A 19,810-nucleotide genomic window follows, 5' to 3' on the forward strand; every position below is an offset into this window, starting at 1 on the left:
CGCTGCGCGCTCAGGCGCGCCGCGGAGTCCTTCGCCTCCTCGGACAGCACCGCGTCGTCGGGGCGGTGCTCGGCCAGCAGCGCGGCCAGCACGGACTGCGCCGCGGCGTCGCCGGCGTTGCCCAGCTCCTTGCCCGCCAGGCCAGACTCGCGCCGCACCCGCAGCAGCTCCTCGCCCGCGGCCCGCGCGAGCAGCGCGGCGAGCTCCGCGTCGGTGACGGCGTCCTGCTGAGCCATGCGATGCCTTCCGATCGTGCCCGCCCGGCGGGCGCGCGTCGGCCCCACCGTACAGGCGGGGCCGCCCGCGAGGGAATTCCTACCGGCTCGGTGGGTTCGACGGAGGGCCGCCGCTTCGGGCGCGTCCCGCATCGTCCGGGGCCTCGGTTGATAACCTACGGTTGCGTAGCCTACGCTGGCGTAGGTTACGTCGCGGCCCCATCCGAGCCGCGCACGGATGACCGGTCGGCGCCCGTCGCGCCGCCGGCGCTGGACTGAAGGGAGCCATCCGTGGAAGCACACGGTCCGCACTCCGACGACGACCTCGTCAGGCTGCTCACCCATACCGGCGAGCGCGTCTCCCGCCCGGACTTCGACCGCTACGCCGAGGACCTGGACGCGGCGACGCTGCGCGCGATGTGGCATGACATGTCGCTCACGCGCGCGTTCGACCTCGAGGCCACGAGCCTCCAGCGGCAGGGCGAGCTGGGCCTGTGGGTCCAGTCGCTGGGGCAGGAGGCCGCGCAGATCGGCTCCGGCTACGCGATGAACGGGACCGACTTCGTGTTCCCGTCGTACCGCGAGCACGGCGTCGCCTACACGCGCGGGGTGGACCTGCCCGAGATCCTGCGCATCTTCCGCGGCCTCCAGCACGGCGCGTGGGACCCCGAGGCGCACCGCTTCCACCTCTACACGCTCGTGATCGGCGCGCATTCGCTGCACGCGACGGGCTACGCGATGGCGATGGACCGCGACGGGCTCGTCGGCACCGGCGACCCCGAGCACGACGGCGCGGTGGTCTGCTACTTCGGCGACGGCGCCACGAGCCAGGGCGACGTCAACGAGGCGATGGTGTTCGCCGCGGTCAACAACGCGCCCATCGTGTTCTTCGTGCAGAACAACCAGTTCGCGATCTCCGAGCCGGTCACCCGCCAGAGCCGCGTCCCGCTCGCGCAGCGCGGCGCCGGCTTCGGCATCCCGTTCGTGCGCGTCGACGGCAACGACGTGCTTGCGTGCTACGCGGTCACCCGCTGGGCCCTCGAGCGCGCGCGCTCGGGCGGCGGCCCCGTCCTCATCGAGGCCTTCACCTACCGCATGGGCGCCCACACCACCTCCGACGACCCGACCCGCTACCGCTCGCGCGCCGACGAGGACTTCTGGGCGGAGCGCGACCCCATCGCGCGCCTCGACGCATACCTCACCTCGCTGGGCGAGCTCGGGGACGATGCGCGGGAGGCCGTCGCGGTCGAGGCCAAGGAGCTGGGCCGCCGCACGCGCGAGACCGTCCGCTCGTGGGAGCGACCCGCGATGACCCGCATGTTCGAGCACGTCTACGCCGAGCCGCACGCGACCGTCGAGGCCGAGCGGGCGTGGTTCGAGCGCTACGAGCGGTCCTTCGCGGACCAGGGGGTGCACGCATGACCCAGATGACGATGGCGGGCGCGATCAACCGCGGCCTGCGCGCCGCGATGGACCGCGACGAGAAGGTCCTGCTCATGGGCGAGGACATCGGCCAGCTCGGCGGCGTGTTCCGCGTCACCGACGGGCTGTGGAAGGACTTCGGCCCCGACCGGGTGATGGACACGCCGCTGGCCGAGTCCGGCATCGTCGGCACGGGCATCGGCATGGCCATGCGCGGCTATCGGCCGGTCATCGAGATCCAGTTCGACGGCTTCATCTTCCCTGCGTACGACCAGATCACCACGCAGCTCGCGAAGATGCACTACCGATCGAACGGCCTGATCAACCTGCCGGTGGTCATCCGCGTGCCGTTCGCGGGCGGCATCGGCGCGATCGAGCACCACTCCGAGAGCCCGGAGGCGCTGTTCGCGCACACCGCGGGCCTGCGTGCCATCACGCCGGCCACCCCGCAGGACGCCTACGACATGATCCAGCAGGCGATCGCGTCGCCCGACCCCGTCCTGTTCTTCGAGCCCAAGGCCCGCTACTGGGACAAGGGCGAGGTCGACGAGACGCGCGTGTCCGCGCAGCTCGACGCCGAGGACGGGCCGTCCGTCGCGACCGCCGAGATGTCGCGCGGACGCGTGGCACGCCAGGGCGCCGACGTGACCCTCGTCGCCTACGGCCCCACCGTCCGCCTCGCGCTCCAGGCCGCCGACGCGGCCGCCGCGGACGGCACCAGCATCGAGGTGATCGACCTGCGCTCGATTTCCCCGCTCGACTCCGCGACCGTGGTGCGGTCGGCCAAGCGCACGGGCCGCGTCGTCATCGTCCACGAGGCCCCGACCACGTACGGCCCCGGCGCCGAGCTGTCCGCGCGCGTGATGGAGCAGGCGTTCTTCCACCTGCACGCACCCGTGCTCCGGGTGGGCGGCTTCCATGCGCCCTACCCTGGCTCCAAGCTCGAGCACGAGTACCTTCCGAACCTTGATCGCGTGCTCGACGCCGTCGACCGCGTGATGACGCACTGAGAGGCACCGCATGCCCACCTTCGAGACGTTCCACATGCCCGACGCGGGCGAGGGCCTGACCGAGGCCGACGTCGTCACGTGGCGCGTCGCCGTCGGCGACCGCGTCGAGGTCAACCAGCCGCTGCTCGAGATCGAGACCGCGAAGTCCCTGGTCGAGCTGCCGTGCCCCGTCGACGGCGTGGTGAGCGAGCTGCTCGCGGCCGAGGGCGAGACGGTCGACGTCGGCGCCCCGATCGCGCGGTTCGACGTCGACCCCGACGGCGTCGCGCCGGTAGACGATGCGCCGGTCGCCCAGGATGCCGTGGTCGCCGAGGCCGTGGCCGAGCCCGTCGTCGCCGCGCCCGCCCCCGCCGCCCCCGCCGCTGCCGCGCCGCCGGCGCCCGCCGCATCGTCCCCCGCGCAGGAGGGCTCGGGTGCCGTGCTCGTGGGCTACGGCGTCAAGGCCGGCTCCGCGCAGCGCCGCCCGCGCCGCGACGGCGCGCTCGACCCGATCGGCGGCGTCGAGGACGCGAGCGAGTACCCCGTGCTCGCGAAGCCGCCCGTGCGCAAGCTCGCGCGCGAGCTGGGTGTGGACCTCACGACCGTCACCCCGTCGGGTCCCGGCGGCCTGGTGACCCGCGAGGACGTCGAGCAGGCCTCGCAGGCCCGGTCCGCGCGCTCGCTCGCGACGTACGCGGCCGACGACCAGCCGTGGCTCGAGTCCGGCTACTCCAAGGACGGCGGCCGCTCGACGCGCGTGCCCGTGCGCTCGGTGCGCAAGCGCACGGCCGAGGCGATGGTGAAGTCTGCTTTCACCGCCCCGCACGTGACCGTGTTCCACACCGCCGACGTCACCGAGACGATGAACCTCGTCGCGCGCCTCAAGGCCGACCGCGAGTTCGCCGACGTGCGCGTCACCCCGCTGCTCATCGTCGCGAAGGCGCTGCTGCTCGCGGTGCGACGCCACCCCGAGATCAACGCGTCGTGGGACGACGAGGCCCAGGAGATCGTCTACAAGCACTTCGTCAACCTCGGCATCGCGGCCTCGACGCCGCGCGGCCTGCTCGTGCCGAACATCAAGGACGCGCACCGCCTGCCCCTCAAGGAGCTCGCGGTGGAGCTGGGCGAGCTCACGCGGCTCGCGCGCGACAACCGCACGCCCCCGGCGGCGCTGGGCGGCGGCACGATCTCGATCACGAACGTGGGCCCCCTCGGCATCGACACCGGCACGCCGATCCTCAACCCGGGCGAGTCCGCGATCCTCGCGTTCGGCGCGATCCGCGAGCAGCCGTGGGTGCACGAGGGCGAGATCAAGATCCGCTGGGTCACGCAGCTCGCGCTGAGCTTCGACCACCGTCTGGTCGACGGCGAGCTCGGGGCGCGCGTGCTCGCGGACGTGGGCCGGGTCATGAGCGACCCGGCGCAGGGGCTGGTCTGGGGTTGAGCGGCGGGCGGGTCACTCCCACGCGACCGTCACGGGCAGGCCCATGAAGGTCGCGTAGGGCTCGAGCGCGGCCTCGCACCGGACGCGGTCGGCGGAGGACAGCCCGGTGAGGTCGTGCGCCTCGACCGCGACCGCGCGCGCCCGCAGGGTCCGCCTCCACGTGGCCACCACGCGCCCGTCCAGCACGAACGTCGACCGGAACACGCCGTTGCCGCCCGGCACCACGCGCGGCTCCAGGTCGCGGTCGAGCTGGGCGCTGCGGTCGGCGTAGCCGAGCACCAGCTCGTCGAAGCCCGGCAGGGCGAGCGGTTCCATCGCGACCCGCCCCGCCGCGAGAAGCTCGGGCGCGGCCAGCATCGGCCCGTCGTGGGTCTCGACCGTCACGACCGCGTCTCCCGCGGCGGCCACGCCGGCCCGGCAGTCGCGGATGCCCAGCCCCGTCCAGCGTGCCAGGTCCTTGACCGTGACGGGTCCGTGCGAGCGGACGTAACGGCGCGCCAGGATCCCCAGCGCCTCCTCGCGCCCCGGTCGCACCGGGTCCGGCGCGACCTCATCGAGACGCGCGAACACCTGCTCCTTGGACTCCTGCCCGACGATGCAGACCGCACCGAGATGCGCCGCGTGCACGAGCAGGTGATAGCCGCGCTGGCCGTCCGTCGGGATTCCCGCGTCGCCCAAGGCCGCGAGGCAGCCGGAGCGGGTGAGTCGCCGCCCGGTCAGCGCCTCGAGGAGCACGTCGACGGCGCGGTCGGCCGTCGCGTCGTCGAGCCCCAGCCCGCCCCGGCGCGAGGCCGCGGCGGCGCGCGGACGCGGGCTCATCAGCTCCACCATCCACGCGGCGTCGCGCGGCGCGACCAGGTGGAGGGTGCCGCGCATGGGCCACGTGCGGATCGCCTCGCCGCGCGCGAGCGCCGCCTCGACATCCGCGAGCGTCGCGCCGGGCAGCCTCACGCCGAGCGACCACAGCCCCGACGCGACGTCCTGCGCCTGCATCGCGCCCACGTGGCCCACCACCCGGGCGACCGCGCCGACGGCGGCGGGCCCCGCATCGTCCAGGCCGCGCGTGCCGGTCAGCAGGAGCGCGCGCAGGCGGAGCGCGCGGAGGTCGGCGGCGGTCAGGGCGGTCACGGGGGCCACGCTACCCGTGGTGCTACCGTCGACAGCGGTCAAGGAATCCCCAACCTCGAACCAAGGAGGCGCCATGGAACGCTGGCTCACGGGCGACGACCCCACCCTCGTGGAGACCGCCGCCAGCGTGCGCGCGTGGGTGCCGTTCGCCGCAGACTCGCCCCTTTACGAGGCGTACGCGATCCGCATCGCCGAGGACTCAGACATGCTGCGCGTGCTCGCCGCGATCCCCGGCTCGCCGGCGATCAACATCCTCCTCGCCGCCGTCCAGCTGCTCCTCACCAGGGACGATGCGCTCGCGGCCTGGTATCCCCGCCTCGCCGAGGATGTGCGCGACCCGGGCGACGAGGCGTACGAGGCGTTCCGGGCCTTCGTGCTCGACCGCCGCGAGGAGGTGCTCGCGCTCGGCACGCGGCGCACCCAGACCAACGAGGTGCGGCGCTGTGCGGTGCTCATGCCGGTGATCGCGCGGGAGATGGCGGCGCGCGGTTGGGACGGCCCGGTCCACGCGATCGACGTCGGCGCGTCCGCGGGGCTCGGCCTGCTCATGGACTCCGTGCGCTACCGCTACGGGGACACCGTGGTCGGGGACGGTTCCCTCACGCTCGAGTGCGACAACCGGGCGGGGCTGGCGCTTCCATCGCGCGTGCCCGCCTTCGCGACGCGCACCGGCCTGGACCTGCACCCGGTGGACGCGACGGACCCCGAGCAGGCGGCCTGGCTCGAGGCGCTCGTGTGGCCCGAGCACGCGGACAGGCTCGCCCGCCTGCGCGCCGCGATCGCCCTCCGCAGGGACGCGGACATCGCGATGGTCGAGGGCGACGCCGCCGCGACGCTGCCCCGCGTGGCCGCCGGCCTGCCCGAGGGGCCGATCGTGCTGTGGCACTCGATCGCGCTCTACCAGCTGCCCGACGACGCTCTCGAGGCGATCGACGATGCGGTGGCGGCGGTCGCGGCCGAGCGTCCGCTCGTGCGGGTCGCGTTCGAGCCCCAGCCCGGCGGCTGGTCCGACCTCCGGGTGGGCCTGCGGCCGCGGTCCGCGCCGCCGGTCGTGCGCGGCCACCAGCACGGGGCGTGGATCGACGCGGCCTGACACCTAGGTCGTCGCGCCGGTGCCCGGCGGTCTCGCCGTGCGGGCGTGCACCTCGACCGCGGCGGGCTCCCGCGCATCGTCCCCGGTGCCCTCGCCCGACCCCTCGAGGGCGTGCTCGCCGTCGCGGAGCGTCTCGAGCCCGGACTTCTCGCGCAGCGGCAGCTGCGGCAGCATCAGCGCGAGCCCGAGCCCGAGGATCGAGAACATCGAGGAGAACAGGAGCACGCCGGTGATGGCGTCGGAGAAGCCCACGCGGAAGGGCTCGGCGAGCACGGGATCGATCTGCTGGAGGAACGACGTGTCGTCGAGCGACAGGCCCGACCCGGACGTCACGCCGCCCGCCTCGATCGCCTTGATCACGGCAGCGTCGGCGGGGTTCGCCAGCGTCGCGGGGTCGGAGACCACCTGCTGGAAGGCGGGCTCCTTGGCCGCGGCGGCGAAGGCGTTGCCGATGTCCGTCGGCGCGGCCGAGAACAGCATCGACAGGAACACGGCGGTGCCGAGCGAGCCCCCGATCTGCCGGAAGAACATCACCGACGCGGAGCCGGCGCCCATGTCGCGCGGCTCGACGGCGTTCTGTACCGCGAGCATGACGGGCTGCATGATCCCGCCGAGGCCGAGCCCGAACAGGAAGCCTCCCAGGCTCATGAGCCACAGCGAGCTGTCCGCCTGGAGCGTCGACAGCACCACGCCGGCGACCACGATGAGCGCCGCGCCCGCGACGGGGAACGGCTTGTAGCGGCCGGTGTTGCGGATGATCGGCGCGGAGCCGGTGGCCATCACCATGATGCCGAGGGTGAACGGCAGCATCGCGAGGCCCGCGTCCGTGGGGCTCATGCCCTTCGCGATCTGCAGGTACAGCGGGATGCCGGCGAGGCCGCCGAACATCGCGAAGCCCATGACGAAGTTGAGGCCCGTCGAGGTGCCGACCGTCCGGTTGCGCAGCATGCGCAGGGGGAGCAGCGCATCGTCCCCGGCGGCCCGCTCGGCCAGGATGAACGCGACGATGCCCGCGGCGCTGAGCGCCGACAGCGCGACCACCGAGGTGGACGTCCATCCCCAGGTGCGGCCCTGCTCGACCACGATGAGCAGCGGGACGATCGCGACGACGAGCGCGGCGGCGCCCCAGTAGTCGACGCGCACCGCGCGCGGGTGGCGCGGCACGTGCAGCACCCGCAGGATGACCACCAGCGCGATGAGCCCCAGCGGCACGTTCTGCAGGAAGATCCACCGCCAGCCGGCGAAGCCGAGCAGGTTCTGCGCGCTCGCGTAGAAGCCTCCCAGCACCGGCCCGAGCACGGACGCGATGCCCCATACGCCGAAGAAGGCGGCCTGGTACTTGGTGCGCTCGCGGGGGCTGAGGATGTCGCCGACGATGATGAGCGCGAGCGCCATCAGGCCGCCGGCGCCGAGGCCCTGCAGCCCGCGGTACGCGGCGAGCTGGTACATGTCCTGCGCGGTGCCGCACAGCAGCGAGCCGGTGATGAACAGGCTCAGCGAGATCACGTACAGCGGCTTGCGCCCGAAGATGTCGGACAGCTTGCCGTACAGCGGCGTGGAGATGGTCGCGGCCACCAGGTAGGCGGTGGTGACCCAGGCCTGCAGCGTGAGGCCGTTGAGGTCGTCGCCGATGGTCCGGATCGCGGTGGCGACGATCATCTGGTCGAGCGCCGCGAGGAACATCCCGACGACGAGGCCGCCGACGATGAGGTTGATCTGGCGACGCTCCAGGAGGGGGTTCTGATCGGTCATGGTGCACTCTTCGGGGACGTGAGGGCGGGGCGCGACGCGCCTCATCCGTCAACCTTGCGCCCGTCACGGTGATTCCGCCAGACCCCTGTTCCGGGATCGCCCGTGAGGCGGGACGATGCGCGGTGAGGAGCGGGCGCGGCGCCGCCCTACGCTTGTCGCATGTCTGTCGAGGCCCTGGTGACGATCTTCGCGGCGCTGCGGGACCTCTCGATCGCCGCGACCGCGGGCGCGCTGCTGGTGATCGCGGGCGTGCTCCCCGCGACCCACCCGGCGGTCGCGCGGGCCGCGACCATCGCCCGGATCGGCTCCATCGGGTGGGTCGTGACGGCTCTCGGCCACTCGATGGCGACCTACGCGAGCATCCGCGGCACGCTGCCCGACGCGTCGCGCTTCGTCGAGGAGTGGTGGAGCTACTCGACCTCGGTCGACCTGCTGGTCGCCTACCTCCAGGTGGTCGCGGCGGGCCTCGTCGCGTCGGTCCTGTGCACCCTGGTGCGGACGCCGGCGTTCGCGGCCTGGTCGCTCGTGCCCGTGGTGTGGGCGCTCGGCTGGCTCGCCGAGACGGGCCACGCCGCCGGCGCGGCGGACCACCACCTCGCGACCTCCGCGATGTTCCTCCACCTCGCGGGCGCGACCGTGTGGACCGGCGTGATCGGCGTGATGCTCGCGCTGCGCGGCGTCCTCGGCGACGCGGCCAAGGACGCGATGCGGCGCTCGTCGCGCCTCGCCGTGTGGGCCGCGGCGGCCGTCATCGTGTCGGGTGCGGTCAACGGCTGGATCCGCCTGTCCGCGCCGTCGGAGCTGTTCACCACGACGTACGGGCGTCTGCTCGTGCTGAAGATCGGCCTCATGTCGGTCGCGATCGCGCTCGCGGTGCTGCACCGACGCACGGCGCTCCCGCGCCTCGAGGCGGCGGAGGTGCGCGCCCGCTTCTGGCGCCTCATGGCGGTCGACGTGGGCGCGCTCGTCGCGGTCATGGGCGTCGCCGGCGTGCTCGCCTCGACCGCGCCGCCCATCCCCATCGTCCCCGTCGACGAGCCCAGCCCGGCGTACCAGCTCACCGGCTACGAGCTGCCGCCCGCGCCCACGTTCCTGACGTGGATCGGCGAGTGGCGCCTCGAGATCATCTCCGCGTTCGTGCTCGCGGCGCTCGCGATCGTGTACGTGCGCGGCGTGCTCGTGCTGCGCCGGCGCGGCGACGCGTGGCCGTGGCACCGCACCGCGAGCTGGCTCACCGGCATCGCGATCATGGTGTGGATCACGCAGGGCGGCCCCACCGTGTACGGCATGGTGACGTTCAGCGGCCACATGCTCGAGCACATGCTGCTCGTCATGGTGGCGCCGGTGCCGCTCACCTTCGGCGCCCCCATCACGCTCGCGCTGCGCGCGATCACGCCGCGCACCGACGGGTCGGTGGGTCCGCGCGAGTGGATCCGCCTCGTCGTCGAGTCCCGTTGGATGCGCTTCTGGGCCCACCCCATCGTGGCGGCCGTGAGCTTCGCCGGCTTCCTCATCGCCTTCTACTACTCGCCGCTTTTCGAGTTCGCGCTGCGCAACCACGCCGGCCACCTGTGGATGATCCTGCACTTCACCGTGGTGGGGTACCTCTTCGTCAACGCGCTCGTCGGGATCGACCCCGGCCCCACGCGCCCGGGCTACCCGCTGCGCATCGTGCTGCTCTTCTCCACGATGGCGTTCCATGCGTTCTTCGGCGTCGCGATCATGATGTCGACGGTGCTGCTCGCGCCCACCTACTTCGGCCTCATGGGCCGCACGTGGGGGCCCGACGCGATCACGGATCAGCAGTACGGCGGCGGGGTCGCATGGGGCATCGGCGAGCTGCCGGTGGTGCTGCTCGCGATCGGCATCATCACCGCGTGGCGGCGCGCTGACGACAAGGAGTCGCGCCGGAAGGACCGGCAGGCCGACCGTGACGACGACGCGGAGCTGCGCGCCTACAACGCCATGCTCGCGGCGACCGCGCAGGACGACGCGCGCCACGATTTCCAATGACAGTTGTGACGGATGGGACGGATGGGACGGCCCATCCGTCACATCTGTCATGGGCAGTGGCGCCGGGTCAGCCCGCCTGCCCGCACCCGGCCAGACCGCTGCCCGCACCCGGCCCAACCGCGATCCACACGGATTCTGCAGTCGCGCCCCCGCTGGTCGCGCTTCGCCGCGTGAGTTGCATCGTTGACACGATTCATCCGCCCGGGCGTGTGGGGGACGGTCGGCTCCCGACCGTCCCCGCGGGCGTTCAGCCCTCGAGCACCGTCCCGTCGGGGATGACCTCGGCGGCCCCGGTGTCCTCGAGCACGACGTCGCCGCGCACGACCACGCCCGCGCCGAACGTCCAGTCGCCCTTCACGGTGAGCGAGCGGGCCTCGCGCAGCGACGGCGCCCCCTGCGGGAAGCGCGCGTCGAACTTGGCCATCGTCTTGTAGTGCTTCGAGTCGAGGTCGACCAGCGGCGCGGACTCGAGCGCGAGGCGCAGCGCGCCGTCCTCGTCGAGCGAGTACGCATCCGAGCGCAGCAGCAGCAGGTCGTTGGTGGTCTTGACCGGAAGGAAGCGGTCGCGGCCCACGACGATCGACGTCGCGCCCTCGAACACCTCGATCGCGGCGCCCATGGCCGTCTCGATCTGGAACACCTCGGGGCTCGACGAGTCCGTCGGGTCGACGTTCTTGACGTTGCGGATGAGCGGCAGGCCGAGCACGGCGCCGCGTTCCTTGAGCGCCGCGAACAGCTTCTCGAGGTCGAACCACAGGTTGTTCGTGTGGAAGAACGGGTGGTGGAACTCGTCGGTGAAGAAATGCATCTCGTCGGGCGCGGTCTGCGCGGTGTCGCGCAGGATCAGGCGGCCGTCGGCCTTGCGGATCGCGAGGTGGCCGCCCTTGCGGTCGGCGGCGGTGCGGCGGCACAGCTCCGCGGCATACGGCGCGCCCGAGGCGGCGAACCAGCCCGCGATGGTGGGGCTCGGCACGGCGCCGAGGTTGTCGGAGTTGCCCGTCGAGGCGTAGCGGAAGCCCTCGTCGAGCAGCCGCTCGAGGATGCCCGAGCCCAGCAGCGCGGTGTAGATGTCGCCGTGGCCGGGCGGGCACCACTCGAGCGTCGGGTCCGCGGGCCAGGACGCGGGCATGAGCCCGTCGACCAGGAGCTTCGGCTCGGCGTTCTGGAGGAAGTCGAGCGGGAGGCCGTCGACCGCGAGGTCGCCGTACGGCGCGAGGGCCTCGAGGGAGTCGTCCTGGGTGCGGAACGAGTTCATGAGCACCAGCGGCAGGCGGGCGCCGGTCGCCTCGCGGGCGTGGCGCACCTGGCCGACGATGAGGTCGAGGAAGCTCTTGCCGTCACGGACGGGCAGCAGCGACTTCGCGCGGTCCATGCCCATCGACGTGCCGAGGCCGCCGTTGAGGCGGATGATGGCGGTCTTCGCGAACGCGTCGCGCGCCGCGTCCTCGTCGACCGCGACGCCCTCGAGGAACGGCGGGTCGACCAGGGGGGTGATCGTGTCCTCGAGGATGAGGCCGGTCGCGCCGGCCTCGAGCTCCCCGAAGTAGTGGGAGAAGACGTCGATGGCGGTCTGGTCGACCCCGGCGGCGGCCATCTTGGCCTGGGCGGCGATGAGTCCAGGAGCGGTCATGACCATGAGCCTAGGGGGAAGCGGGGCGCGCGGCCACCGGCCTGGGTCCCGGGAGCGCATGACGCTGTTTCCACAGATTTCTTCCACAGGTGTGGGTAAAACCTCGGGGCCCCGCACGAGGCGTGTGGACAAGCATGTGGGCGCGCGGTGGACGGGCGGAGTCTGACGATCGAGTCTTGCGCCGGTGGTGCGACGCGAGTAGAAACGCCTCTAGCGAGATGGTGCGACGCGCGCCGCGGGGGACGTGAGAGCGTTCTCCGGAGGCCGTCGGACCCGCCGCGACGCCGGAGACGGCACGGGACGGGGGCGATGGCTGGCCCGTGCGTGCCTGATCGGATTCCTCGGACAACGGCGGTCCGCGTCCGCAGCTCCCTCGGGGGCGGTGGACCTGCGGGTGACGGCGCAGGGCACGACGGGCCCGGGGGGTCGGCCGAGAGGACGTCGCCGCGTCGTGGCGCCCGCCCGCCGTGGTCTCTCGTGCATCAGGGCAAGGCCCCCCGGACCCGAATTCCGGGGGGCCTTCGCCGTGCCCGGGCCTGTGGACGATGCGCCGCGCACCCGGCGGGACGACGCGCCTTGCGCGTGGAGGGACGATGCGCGGTGCGCGTCGGGCGCCCGCCGGCCCGGCGCCGTGTCAGAATTTCCGCACGTGTGAAGGCGGAGGGTGGGGACATGGTCGACACGGTCGAGCAGCGGACGCAGGACGAGTCCGCGCCCGCGGGGGGCGACGGGCTTGGGATCGCCGCCTTCGTCACCGGCTGCGTCGGGCTCGGTCCCGTCGCCGTCGTGCTCGGACTGCTGGGCCTGTCGCGCGTGCGCGGAGGGGTGGCCATGCGCCGCGCTTGGCCGCTGGCCGGCCTGGTGCTCGGCATCGTCGGCACGCTCGGCTGGATCGCGATCGCGGTCGCGGTGGCTTCCGGCGGTGGCGCGGAGCGCGAGGCCCTCGCGGAGGTCGACGCCGTCAACATCGGCAACGCCATCGTCGCCGCCTTCGACGCCCACCCGTCCGCGGCCACGGTCGACGTGGCCGTCGCCGACGCCGGCTACACCGTCGCCGGAACGTCGGTCCCGGCGGAGCTCGACGGCGCACGCACCCTCGACTACCAGGGAACGGATGCCTACTCCTGGTGCGTGACCCTCACCGCCGACGAGGGAGCGGTGACGGCGTCTTACGACGCCGCGACCGGCCTGGTGGGCGCGTGCCCGGCGTCCTGACGCGCGTGCAGGTCGCGCCTCGACGTGTTGCCGGAACGGCGCGGAGTGAGATTCCGCGCATGCCTCTGGCGTACGCGCCTGTGATGGGTCACAATGCTGAGCGACCGGGCTGCAACCGGTCACTAACCAGGCAAGACGATGTCATGTTTGGTGCTTCTCGGACATTTCGGATACCTCAGCCATCCGGAATTGAGGCGCGGCAAACGGCGTCGTCGCATCAAAGGAGAACAGCATGAACAAGTGGAGCATCCTCAAGAACAACACCGTCGTTCGCGTTTCCGCGAGCGCGGGTACGCTCGTCGCGGTCGCCGTGGTCGTCGGCGCTGGGTTCAAGTGGGCGTGAGTCCTTCGGGATTCTCGGGCGGTGCGGGCGCTCCGGCGCCCGCACCGCCCTCCCGCATCACCGCCTATGTGGCCTCCATCGCGGGCCTGGGCATCACCTCGATCGCGCTGGTCTTCTTCGCGAGCCTGACGTCGCAGACGCTCACGCAGATTCCGGTGTGGACCACCGTGTTCCTCGCGGCCGCCGCGATCGCGGGCGAGGTCAAGCCGGTGCGCCTGCTGCGTGAGGACGGCGAAGAGCGCACGCTCTCGACGTCCGCGCCGTTCGTGCTTGCGCTGGTCCCGGTGGCCGGTGTCGCGATCGCCGTGGCAGCGCAGCTCGTCGCGAGCCTCGCCGACGACGTGCTGCACCGGCGAGAGGTGCGCAAGTCGCTGTTCAACTCGGCTCAGTACGCGCTGAGCGTCATCGCCGCACGCGCCGTGTACGCCTGGCTTGCGGGCGTCCCCTTCTTCGGCGGATCCACCGTGGTGACCGCCGACGACCTGTTGCCCCTTTTCGCCGCGGGCATCGCGATGATCGGCGTGAACTGGGTATTGGTGGCGGGCGTCGTCCGCCTGTCGACGGGCAACACGCTTGCGACGGTCCTCCGTGAGGACATCCGTGACCTCGCCCTGACCAACGTCGTCCTGCTCAGCGTCGGCGGTATCGCGGCGGTCGTCGCGTCGGATGGCACTGCGTTGCTCCTGCTGCTCGCGGCCCCCGTGGTCGCCGCGCACCTCTTCACGATGGCTGCCGCGCGCCACGCGCACGACGCGACCCACGACTCCCTCACCGGCCTGCGCAACCGCGGCCAGCTGTACTACGAGCTCGATCGCGCCCTGGAGGCGCCCGCGGCGTACCCGTCGCTGGGCCCGGGCCTCGTGCTGCTCGACCTCGACCACTTCAAGGACTTCAACGACACGCTCGGCCACCCCGTGGGCGACGAGATCCTCCGCCAGGTGGGCACGCGCCTCGTCGAGGTCGCGCCCGAGTCCGCCTCCGTGCACCGCCTCGGCGGCGACGAGTTCGCGGTCGTGGTCCACGGCCCCGTCTCCGAGGCCCGCCGCGTCGCCGCCGACCTCCTGTCCGCGCTGGACGCGCCGATCCGCATCGACGGGCTCGAGCTGCTCGTGCGGGCCAGCGCCGGCGTCGCGGTCGCCCCCGTGCACGGTGAGGACGGCGAGACCCTGATGAAGAACGCCGACATCGCGCTCTACCACGCGAAGCTCGAGCGCGACCGCATCAGCACCTTCTCGCCCGAGTTCGACATCAACACCGTCGAGCGCCTGCGCCTGCTCGCCGACCTCCGCACCGCGCTCGACGCGAAGCAGCTGTACCTCGTGTACCAGCCGCAGGTCGCGATCGCCACGGGCGGCATGGTGGGCGTCGAGGCGCTGATCCGCTGGCGTCACCCGGAGCGCGGTCTCGTGCGCGCGGACGAGTTCATCCCGCTCGCGGAGAACTCGGGGCTCATCTTCCCCCTCACCGCGTTCGTGCTGGACGAGTCGCTCGCGCAGGTCGCGCGCTGGCGCCGCCTCGGCCACGAGTTCCGCATCGCCGTCAACCTCTCGGCGCGCCACCTGTCGGACCAGGGCCTGCCGCAGCAGGTGGCGACGGCCCTCGCGCGCCACCGGGTCCCCGCATCGTCCCTGGTGCTCGAGGTGACCGAGACGGCGATCCTGTCCGATCCCGCGCGCGCCGACCTGGTGCTGCGCGCGCTGCGCCGCCTGGGCGTGTCGATCGCGATCGACGACTACGGCACGGGCAACGCGTCCCTCAGCTACCTCAAGCGACTCGAGATCGACGAGCTCAAGATCGACCGCTCCTTCGTGAGCAACATCGGCGCCGACCACCACGACCTCATCATCGTGCGCTCGACCATCGCCCTGGCGCTCGCGCTCGACCTGCGGGTGGTCGCCGAGGGAATCGAGGATGCGGCCACCGTCGACGAGCTCCGCGGGCTCGGCAGCGTGATCGGCCAGGGCTACCACCTGGGCATGCCGGTCCCGGCGGCGGAGATCGACGCGCTGCTCGCGACCGAGCCCAGCCCCGCCGACGCCGGCACCACCGAGAGGCCCTGACGATGCTCGTGATGGCCGCGTGCCTGCTCGCCGTCCTGTCCCCGTTGGTCGCCCTGCGCTGGCCGGCCGGGCTGCTGCTGCGCCGCTGGCGCCTGCCCGTCCTCATCTGGGGTGCGCTGCTCGCGCAGATCATCATCATCGACGTGCCGCTGCCCGAGGCCCTCGCGCCCGTCCTGCACCTCGCGACCTACGCGGCCGCGCTCGCGTTCCTGTGGCTCAACCGCGCCGTGCGCGGCGTGCTGGTCGTGGCGGCGGGGGCGATCTCGAACGGCGTCACGATCGCGCTCAACGGCGGCGTGCTCCCGGCCAGCGCCGCCGCGACGGCCGCCGCGGGCATCGACCCCGAGCACGCGTTCGCCAACACGGCGGTGATGGACCACCCGGTGCTGCCGTGGCTGGGCGACGTGTTCGCGTGGCCCGAGCCGCTGCCGCTCGCCAACACCTTCAGCATCGGCGACCTGCTCATCGTCGTCGGCGTCGCGCTCGTCGCGTGGTCGGGTACCCGCCCGCTGCGCGGCGGCTCCGTCGAGCCCGCGGGGGACGATGCGCCCCTCGCCGCCGCGGACCGGTGACCGCGCGCATCGTCCCCTGACACGCGGAAGGCCCCTCCGAGGAGGGGCCTTCGTCGACGAGCGGGTGACGGGAATCGAACCCGCGCTATCAGCTTGGGAAGCTGAAGTTCTGCCATTGAACTACACCCGCGTGCGCCGCCCTGCGGCGCTGCGAGTCCCATTCTAGGGGGTCGTCGCGGGCTGTCCGCCACCGCCGCGCGGCCCGACCGGGATCAGCGCTGCGCCGTCGCCGCGATGGCGAACGAGGCCTCCACGGTCGCCCCGGGCTCGATGACGAACAGCCCCGTGCCCTCGACGCCGTGCGCCTCGAGCGTGAACGCGTCGTTGGCGTGGGAGACGGGCTCGAGCGCGAAGAAGTCCTTGCCCGGCGGGATGTAGAGCACTGCGTGGGACAGCAGCGCGTCGGCGGTGATGTCGAGGGTGAGCGCGCCCGGGTACTCGATCGTCGCGAGGTGCTCCCCGGTGCGGCCCGTGAGGCAGTCGTCCACGAACGCCTCGCCGAGGGGGCGTCGGACCGTGAAGTCCGCGTGCTCCGGGATCGGGCCCGCGGCCTCGCTCGGCATCATGTTCTCGAGCGCGTAGGCGCGCGTGCACGCGAGCTCCAGCTCGCCCTCGCCCGAGCCTGCCACGGTGCGCAGGAAGAACGGGTGGTGGCCGAACCCGGCGGGGAACGGCTCCTCGTCGACGTTCTCGATCGCGTAGGTCCACACGAAGCGCTCGTCCTCGAGCGCGAACGTGAAGCGCGCGATGAAGGTCCACGGCCAGTTCACGCCGAAGAAGTCGCGCGAGTCGAACTCCAGCACCACGCGGTCGCCGGTGTTCTCGAGCACCTCCCACGGGTACTCCCAGCCGGCGCCGTGGATCGCGGTGCCGTCGGGCCAGTTGACGCGGAGCGCGTACTGGGCGCCGTCCCACTGGAGCCGGCCGTCGCGGATCCGGTTGGACCAGGGCACGAGCGGGTACGACGCGGTCTCGGACGCGGTGGTCAGGTCGGCGGCCGACGTGGGCCGCATGACGTCGGCCCAGTCGTTGCCGATGCGGACCTGCCCGTAGGTCACGGCGCCGCCGGTGCCGGGCGCGAGACCGACGCGCCAGTGCTGATTCTCGATCGTCAGGAGCTCGGGCATAGGTCCATCATGGCCGACATGGCCGGTACCGGCGAAGGCGGAGGTCCCGCCGACGCCCCCGGGACGGGCCAGAATGGCCGCATGCCGCATCGTCCGTCCCTCCGCGCGCTCGCGGTGGCCGCCGTCGCCGCGCCCCTGCTCGCGGGCTGCTCGGGCGCCCCCGTCTACCCGATCCTCGCCAGCGTCGCGCCCGCGGCGGCGCCCGACGCGGTGCTCGCGTCACGCTCGGTCGACGTGACCCTGTCGACGGCCGTCGACGAGGACGTGGTGGTGACCGGCGGCATGATCTTCTCGCCGTACTTCGACCGGCTCGACGCGATCGCGGTCGACAAGACGGTGGTGCCGGGCGAGCCGCTCACCATCCGCCTGCCCCTGGGCGCCGCGACGTGCCCCGCGGGCGAGGGGCCGAGCAGCGCGCAGCTGGTCCTCGACGTGGGCGGCGAGGAGCTGGTCCAGACGGTGCTCCTCGAGGGCGACCACCTCGCGACGCTCAACTCCGACGCGTGCGCGCTCGTACCCATCAACCAGGGCTGAGCGTCCGGCGCGGCGTCCCTCGTGCGGGTGTCGGAGCCCGGACGTAGCCTGTCCTCGTCCGCAACCCGGGGAGGGATCATGGCCACCGTCTCGACATACCTCAACTTCGACGGCACCTGCGAGGAGGCGTTCGCCTTCTACAAGGACGTGTTCGGCGGGGAGTACGTGGCGCCGCCGCAGAAGATGCGCGACGTGCCACGCCCGCCCGAGGCGCCGCCGCTGTCGGACGACGAGGGCAACCGGATCATGCACGTGGCGCTCGCGACCGTCGGTGGCCACCAGATCATGGGCACCGACATCATGCCCTCCATGGGGCACACCCTGACCACGGGCAACGCGATGTCGATCAACCTCGAGCTCGATGACGAGGAGACGCTGCGCGAGATCCACGAGAAGCTGTCGGAGGGCGCCGCCGAGAGCTACGGCCCGCAGGCCGAGTTCTGGGGGCAGCTCTTCGCGACCTGCGCGGACCGGTACGGCATCCGCTGGATGATGGTCTCGCCGCTGGACGAGGGCACGGGGCTGGCGTAGCCGCCCGCGCCGGCGCGGGTCACGGCTGGGCGGAGCGGTCCTCGAGCTGCTGGACCAGGATGTCCTCGGCGGCCTTCTCGCGCCGCTCCCGCTCCTCCTGCGCCGGCGTGGGGTAGCGCACCCGCACGAACGGGCGGGACAGCTGGGCCGTGACGGTGAGGCGCGAGTCCCGCATCACCCACAGCGCGGCCCCAACCGAGATGAGGAGCGCCGCGACGGCGCCGACCCCGATCGACCAGCGCGGGCCCCAGTGCTCGCCGATCCAGCCCACGAGCGGCGAGCCGATGGGCGTCGCACCCATGAGCACCATCATGTACAGCGCCATCACGCGGCCGCGCATGCGCGGCGACGTGGTCGTCTGGACGGTCGCGTTCGCGGAGGTCAGCATCGTCAGGGCGGTGAACCCGACGGGCACGCACGTCACCAGGTAGATCGGGTAGGTGGGGGCGAGCGCCATGAGCGTCGCGGACACGCCGAACCCGAAGGCGGCGCCCACGACCAGCCGCAGCCGCGGATGCTTGCGCCGCGCGGCGAGCAGCGCCCCTCCGAGCGACCCGATCGCCGTCACCGAGCCCACGAGGCCGTAGGCGCCCGCGCCCTTGTCGAACGCGTTGGCCGCCATGAGCGCGCTGGTCATCTGGAAGTTGAGGCCGAGCGCGGAGACCACGCCGACCACCACCAGGATCACGAGGATGTCGGGGCGACGGCGCACGTACTTGACGCCCTCGCGCAGCTGGCCGCGGCCGCGCCGCACCCGCTCCTGCTCCTCGAGCTCGTTGCGGCGCATCACCATGAGTGCGAGGATCGTCGCGCCGTACGACACGGCGTTGAGCACGAACACCCAGCCCGACCCGATGATCGCGATGAGGAACCCCGCGAGGCCCGGCCCGATGAGGCGCGCGGCGTTGAACGAGGCGCTGTTGAGGCCCACCGCGTTGGGCAGGCTCGCCGGCGGCACCAGGTCGGACACGAACGTCTGCCGCGCGGGGCCGTCGAAGGCCGACACGATGCCGAGCAGGAACGCGAACACGTACACGTGCCACAGGTCCACGTGCCCCGCGAGCGTCATCACGCCCAGCGCGAGGCTCAGCACGCCCTGGCCCAGCTGCGTCGCGATGAGCAGCTTGCGGTGGTCGACGCGGTCCGCCACGACGCCCGCCCACGCGGACAGCAGCAGGAACGGAAGGAACTGCAGCGCCGTGGTGACGCCGACGGCGAAGCCCGATCCCGCGGTGAGCACCGTCAGGACCAGCCAGTCCTGCGCGACCCGCTGCATCCAGGTGCCCACGTTCGACACGAGGGCGCCCGCGAACCAGAGGCGGTAGTTGAAGAAGCGCAGCGAGGCGAAGGTCTGTGACATGCCACCTGTTCAACCGGCTGACGCGGGCGGTTCTTCCGCGGCGTCGCGTCGGTACTGGCGCCTCTGCCACCCTACGCCCGCGCGCATCGTCCCCGGTCCGGCGCCCGCCGCCCGCTGCGACCGTCCCCCACACGCGATCTGCACTTCGCGACGCGGTGGTCGCGCTTCGCACCGCGAAGTGCAGGACGGGAGCGCTCCCATCCGAGTGCGAGTGTGGAGCGAGGTCGGGGCGAGGGGCCGGCGTTGCCACGGGACGATGCGCGGCGTACGGTGGTCCCGGCGCGCCGCGAGGGTCGGCGCCGAGGAGGAACGTTGGAGCTGTAGGGATGCCGGACCACGCGTCTGGCCACAGGTCTCATCCACCTTCCAGACCCCTGCGGAG

15 protein-coding genes, 1 tRNA gene and 1 pseudogene are annotated in these 19,810 nt (G+C 72.6%); 10 read left to right on the plus strand and 7 right to left on the minus strand.

The genetic code is table 11. The features are described from left to right. Positions 1 to 236, minus strand: a pseudogene (locus AOM04_RS03405) (3'(2'),5'-bisphosphate nucleotidase CysQ); the annotation flags it as partial. Positions 237 to 506: 270 nt separating this feature from the next. Between AOM04_RS03405 and pdhA the strand changes: the two are divergent. Genes pdhA through AOM04_RS03420 form a run of 3 tightly spaced genes read left to right on the plus strand, consistent with a single transcriptional unit; the run spans position 507 to position 4,070 of the window. After that, complete coding sequence (gene pdhA, locus AOM04_RS03410) at positions 507 to 1,637, plus strand: pyruvate dehydrogenase (acetyl-transferring) E1 component subunit alpha (protein WP_062462407.1); 1,131 nt, start codon at positions 507 to 509, stop codon at positions 1,635 to 1,637. After that, positions 1,634 to 2,647, plus strand: coding sequence for an alpha-ketoacid dehydrogenase subunit beta (locus tag AOM04_RS03415; RefSeq protein WP_082104357.1), 1,014 nt, complete (start codon positions 1,634 to 1,636; stop codon positions 2,645 to 2,647). Before pdhA ends, AOM04_RS03415 begins: the two co-directional genes overlap by 4 nt. A 10-nt stretch (positions 2,648 to 2,657) precedes the next feature. After that, positions 2,658 to 4,070: a dihydrolipoamide acetyltransferase family protein gene (locus AOM04_RS03420; RefSeq protein ID WP_062462410.1), complete on the plus strand. Its 1,413-nt coding sequence runs from the start codon at positions 2,658 to 2,660 to the stop codon at positions 4,068 to 4,070. A gap of 12 nt (positions 4,071 to 4,082) precedes the next feature. On the opposite strand, the gene AOM04_RS03425 is transcribed toward AOM04_RS03420, so the two are convergent. After that, positions 4,083 to 5,198, minus strand: a complete 1,116-nt coding sequence (locus AOM04_RS03425; protein ID WP_228373604.1) for a winged helix DNA-binding domain-containing protein — start codon at positions 5,196 to 5,198, stop codon at positions 4,083 to 4,085. Positions 5,199 to 5,271: 73 nt separating this feature from the next. Here AOM04_RS03425 and AOM04_RS03430 point away from each other — a divergent pair, with 73 nt between their 5' ends. Then, a complete protein-coding gene (locus tag AOM04_RS03430; protein WP_062462416.1) occupies positions 5,272 to 6,291 on the plus strand; it encodes a DUF2332 domain-containing protein in 1,020 nt (339 codons plus the stop codon). Between the two features lie 3 nt (positions 6,292 to 6,294). Here the strand turns inward: AOM04_RS03430 and AOM04_RS03435 are convergent, their stop codons facing one another. Beyond that, positions 6,295 to 8,043, minus strand: coding sequence for an MDR family MFS transporter (locus tag AOM04_RS03435; RefSeq protein ID WP_062462418.1), 1,749 nt, complete (start codon positions 8,041 to 8,043; stop codon positions 6,295 to 6,297). A gap of 159 nt (positions 8,044 to 8,202) precedes the next feature. Between AOM04_RS03435 and AOM04_RS03440 the strand changes: the two genes are divergently transcribed. After that, positions 8,203 to 10,056 (plus strand): bifunctional copper resistance protein CopD/cytochrome c oxidase assembly protein, encoded by a 1,854-nt coding sequence (locus tag AOM04_RS03440; protein WP_062462421.1) that lies wholly within the window; start codon positions 8,203 to 8,205, stop codon positions 10,054 to 10,056. Between the two features lie 247 nt (positions 10,057 to 10,303). Here AOM04_RS03440 and AOM04_RS03445 read toward each other — a convergent pair whose 3' ends face one another. Next, on the minus strand, positions 10,304 to 11,686 hold the full coding sequence (locus AOM04_RS03445; RefSeq protein WP_062462424.1) for a UTP--glucose-1-phosphate uridylyltransferase: 1,383 nt from the start codon (positions 11,684 to 11,686) through the stop codon (positions 10,304 to 10,306). Positions 11,687 to 12,358: 672 nt separating this feature from the next. Here AOM04_RS03445 and AOM04_RS03450 point away from each other — a divergent pair. The 3 genes from AOM04_RS03450 (at position 12,359) to AOM04_RS03460 (ending at position 15,876) form a co-directional block, all read left to right on the plus strand. Further along, positions 12,359 to 12,901, plus strand: a complete 543-nt coding sequence (locus AOM04_RS03450) for a DUF4190 domain-containing protein (protein WP_062462427.1) — start codon at positions 12,359 to 12,361, stop codon at positions 12,899 to 12,901. Between the two features lie 411 nt (positions 12,902 to 13,312). Beyond that, positions 13,313 to 15,304, plus strand: a complete 1,992-nt coding sequence (locus AOM04_RS03455) for a putative bifunctional diguanylate cyclase/phosphodiesterase (protein ID WP_062462430.1) — start codon at positions 13,313 to 13,315, stop codon at positions 15,302 to 15,304. A gap of 2 nt (positions 15,305 to 15,306) precedes the next feature. Next, a complete protein-coding gene (locus tag AOM04_RS03460; protein ID WP_156160599.1) occupies positions 15,307 to 15,876 on the plus strand; it encodes a DUF5317 family protein in 570 nt (189 codons plus the stop codon). Positions 15,877 to 15,935: 59 nt separating this feature from the next. On the opposite strand, the gene AOM04_RS03465 is transcribed toward AOM04_RS03460, so the two are convergent. Continuing rightward, positions 15,936 to 16,006: transfer RNA gene (locus AOM04_RS03465), tRNA-Gly, on the minus strand. A gap of 82 nt (positions 16,007 to 16,088) precedes the next feature. Continuing rightward, positions 16,089 to 17,003 (minus strand): aldose epimerase family protein, encoded by a 915-nt coding sequence (locus AOM04_RS03470; protein ID WP_062462435.1) that lies wholly within the window; start codon positions 17,001 to 17,003, stop codon positions 16,089 to 16,091. A gap of 81 nt (positions 17,004 to 17,084) precedes the next feature. Between AOM04_RS03470 and AOM04_RS03475 the strand changes: the two genes are divergently transcribed. Next, positions 17,085 to 17,537 (plus strand): hypothetical protein, encoded by a 453-nt coding sequence (locus AOM04_RS03475; protein ID WP_062462437.1) that lies wholly within the window; start codon positions 17,085 to 17,087, stop codon positions 17,535 to 17,537. A 78-nt stretch (positions 17,538 to 17,615) separates the two neighbouring features. Beyond that, positions 17,616 to 18,068 (plus strand): VOC family protein, encoded by a 453-nt coding sequence (locus AOM04_RS03480; RefSeq protein WP_062462439.1) that lies wholly within the window; start codon positions 17,616 to 17,618, stop codon positions 18,066 to 18,068. 19 nt (positions 18,069 to 18,087) lie between these two features. Here AOM04_RS03480 and AOM04_RS03485 read toward each other — a convergent pair whose 3' ends face one another. Then, a complete protein-coding gene (locus AOM04_RS03485) occupies positions 18,088 to 19,428 on the minus strand; it encodes an MFS transporter (protein WP_062462441.1) in 1,341 nt (446 codons plus the stop codon). Between the last annotated feature and the right edge of the window lie 382 nt (positions 19,429 to 19,810).

It is taken from the genome of Demequina soli, from assembly GCF_000971195.1.
GTDB lineage: Bacteria > Actinomycetota > Actinomycetes > Actinomycetales > Demequinaceae > Demequina > Demequina soli.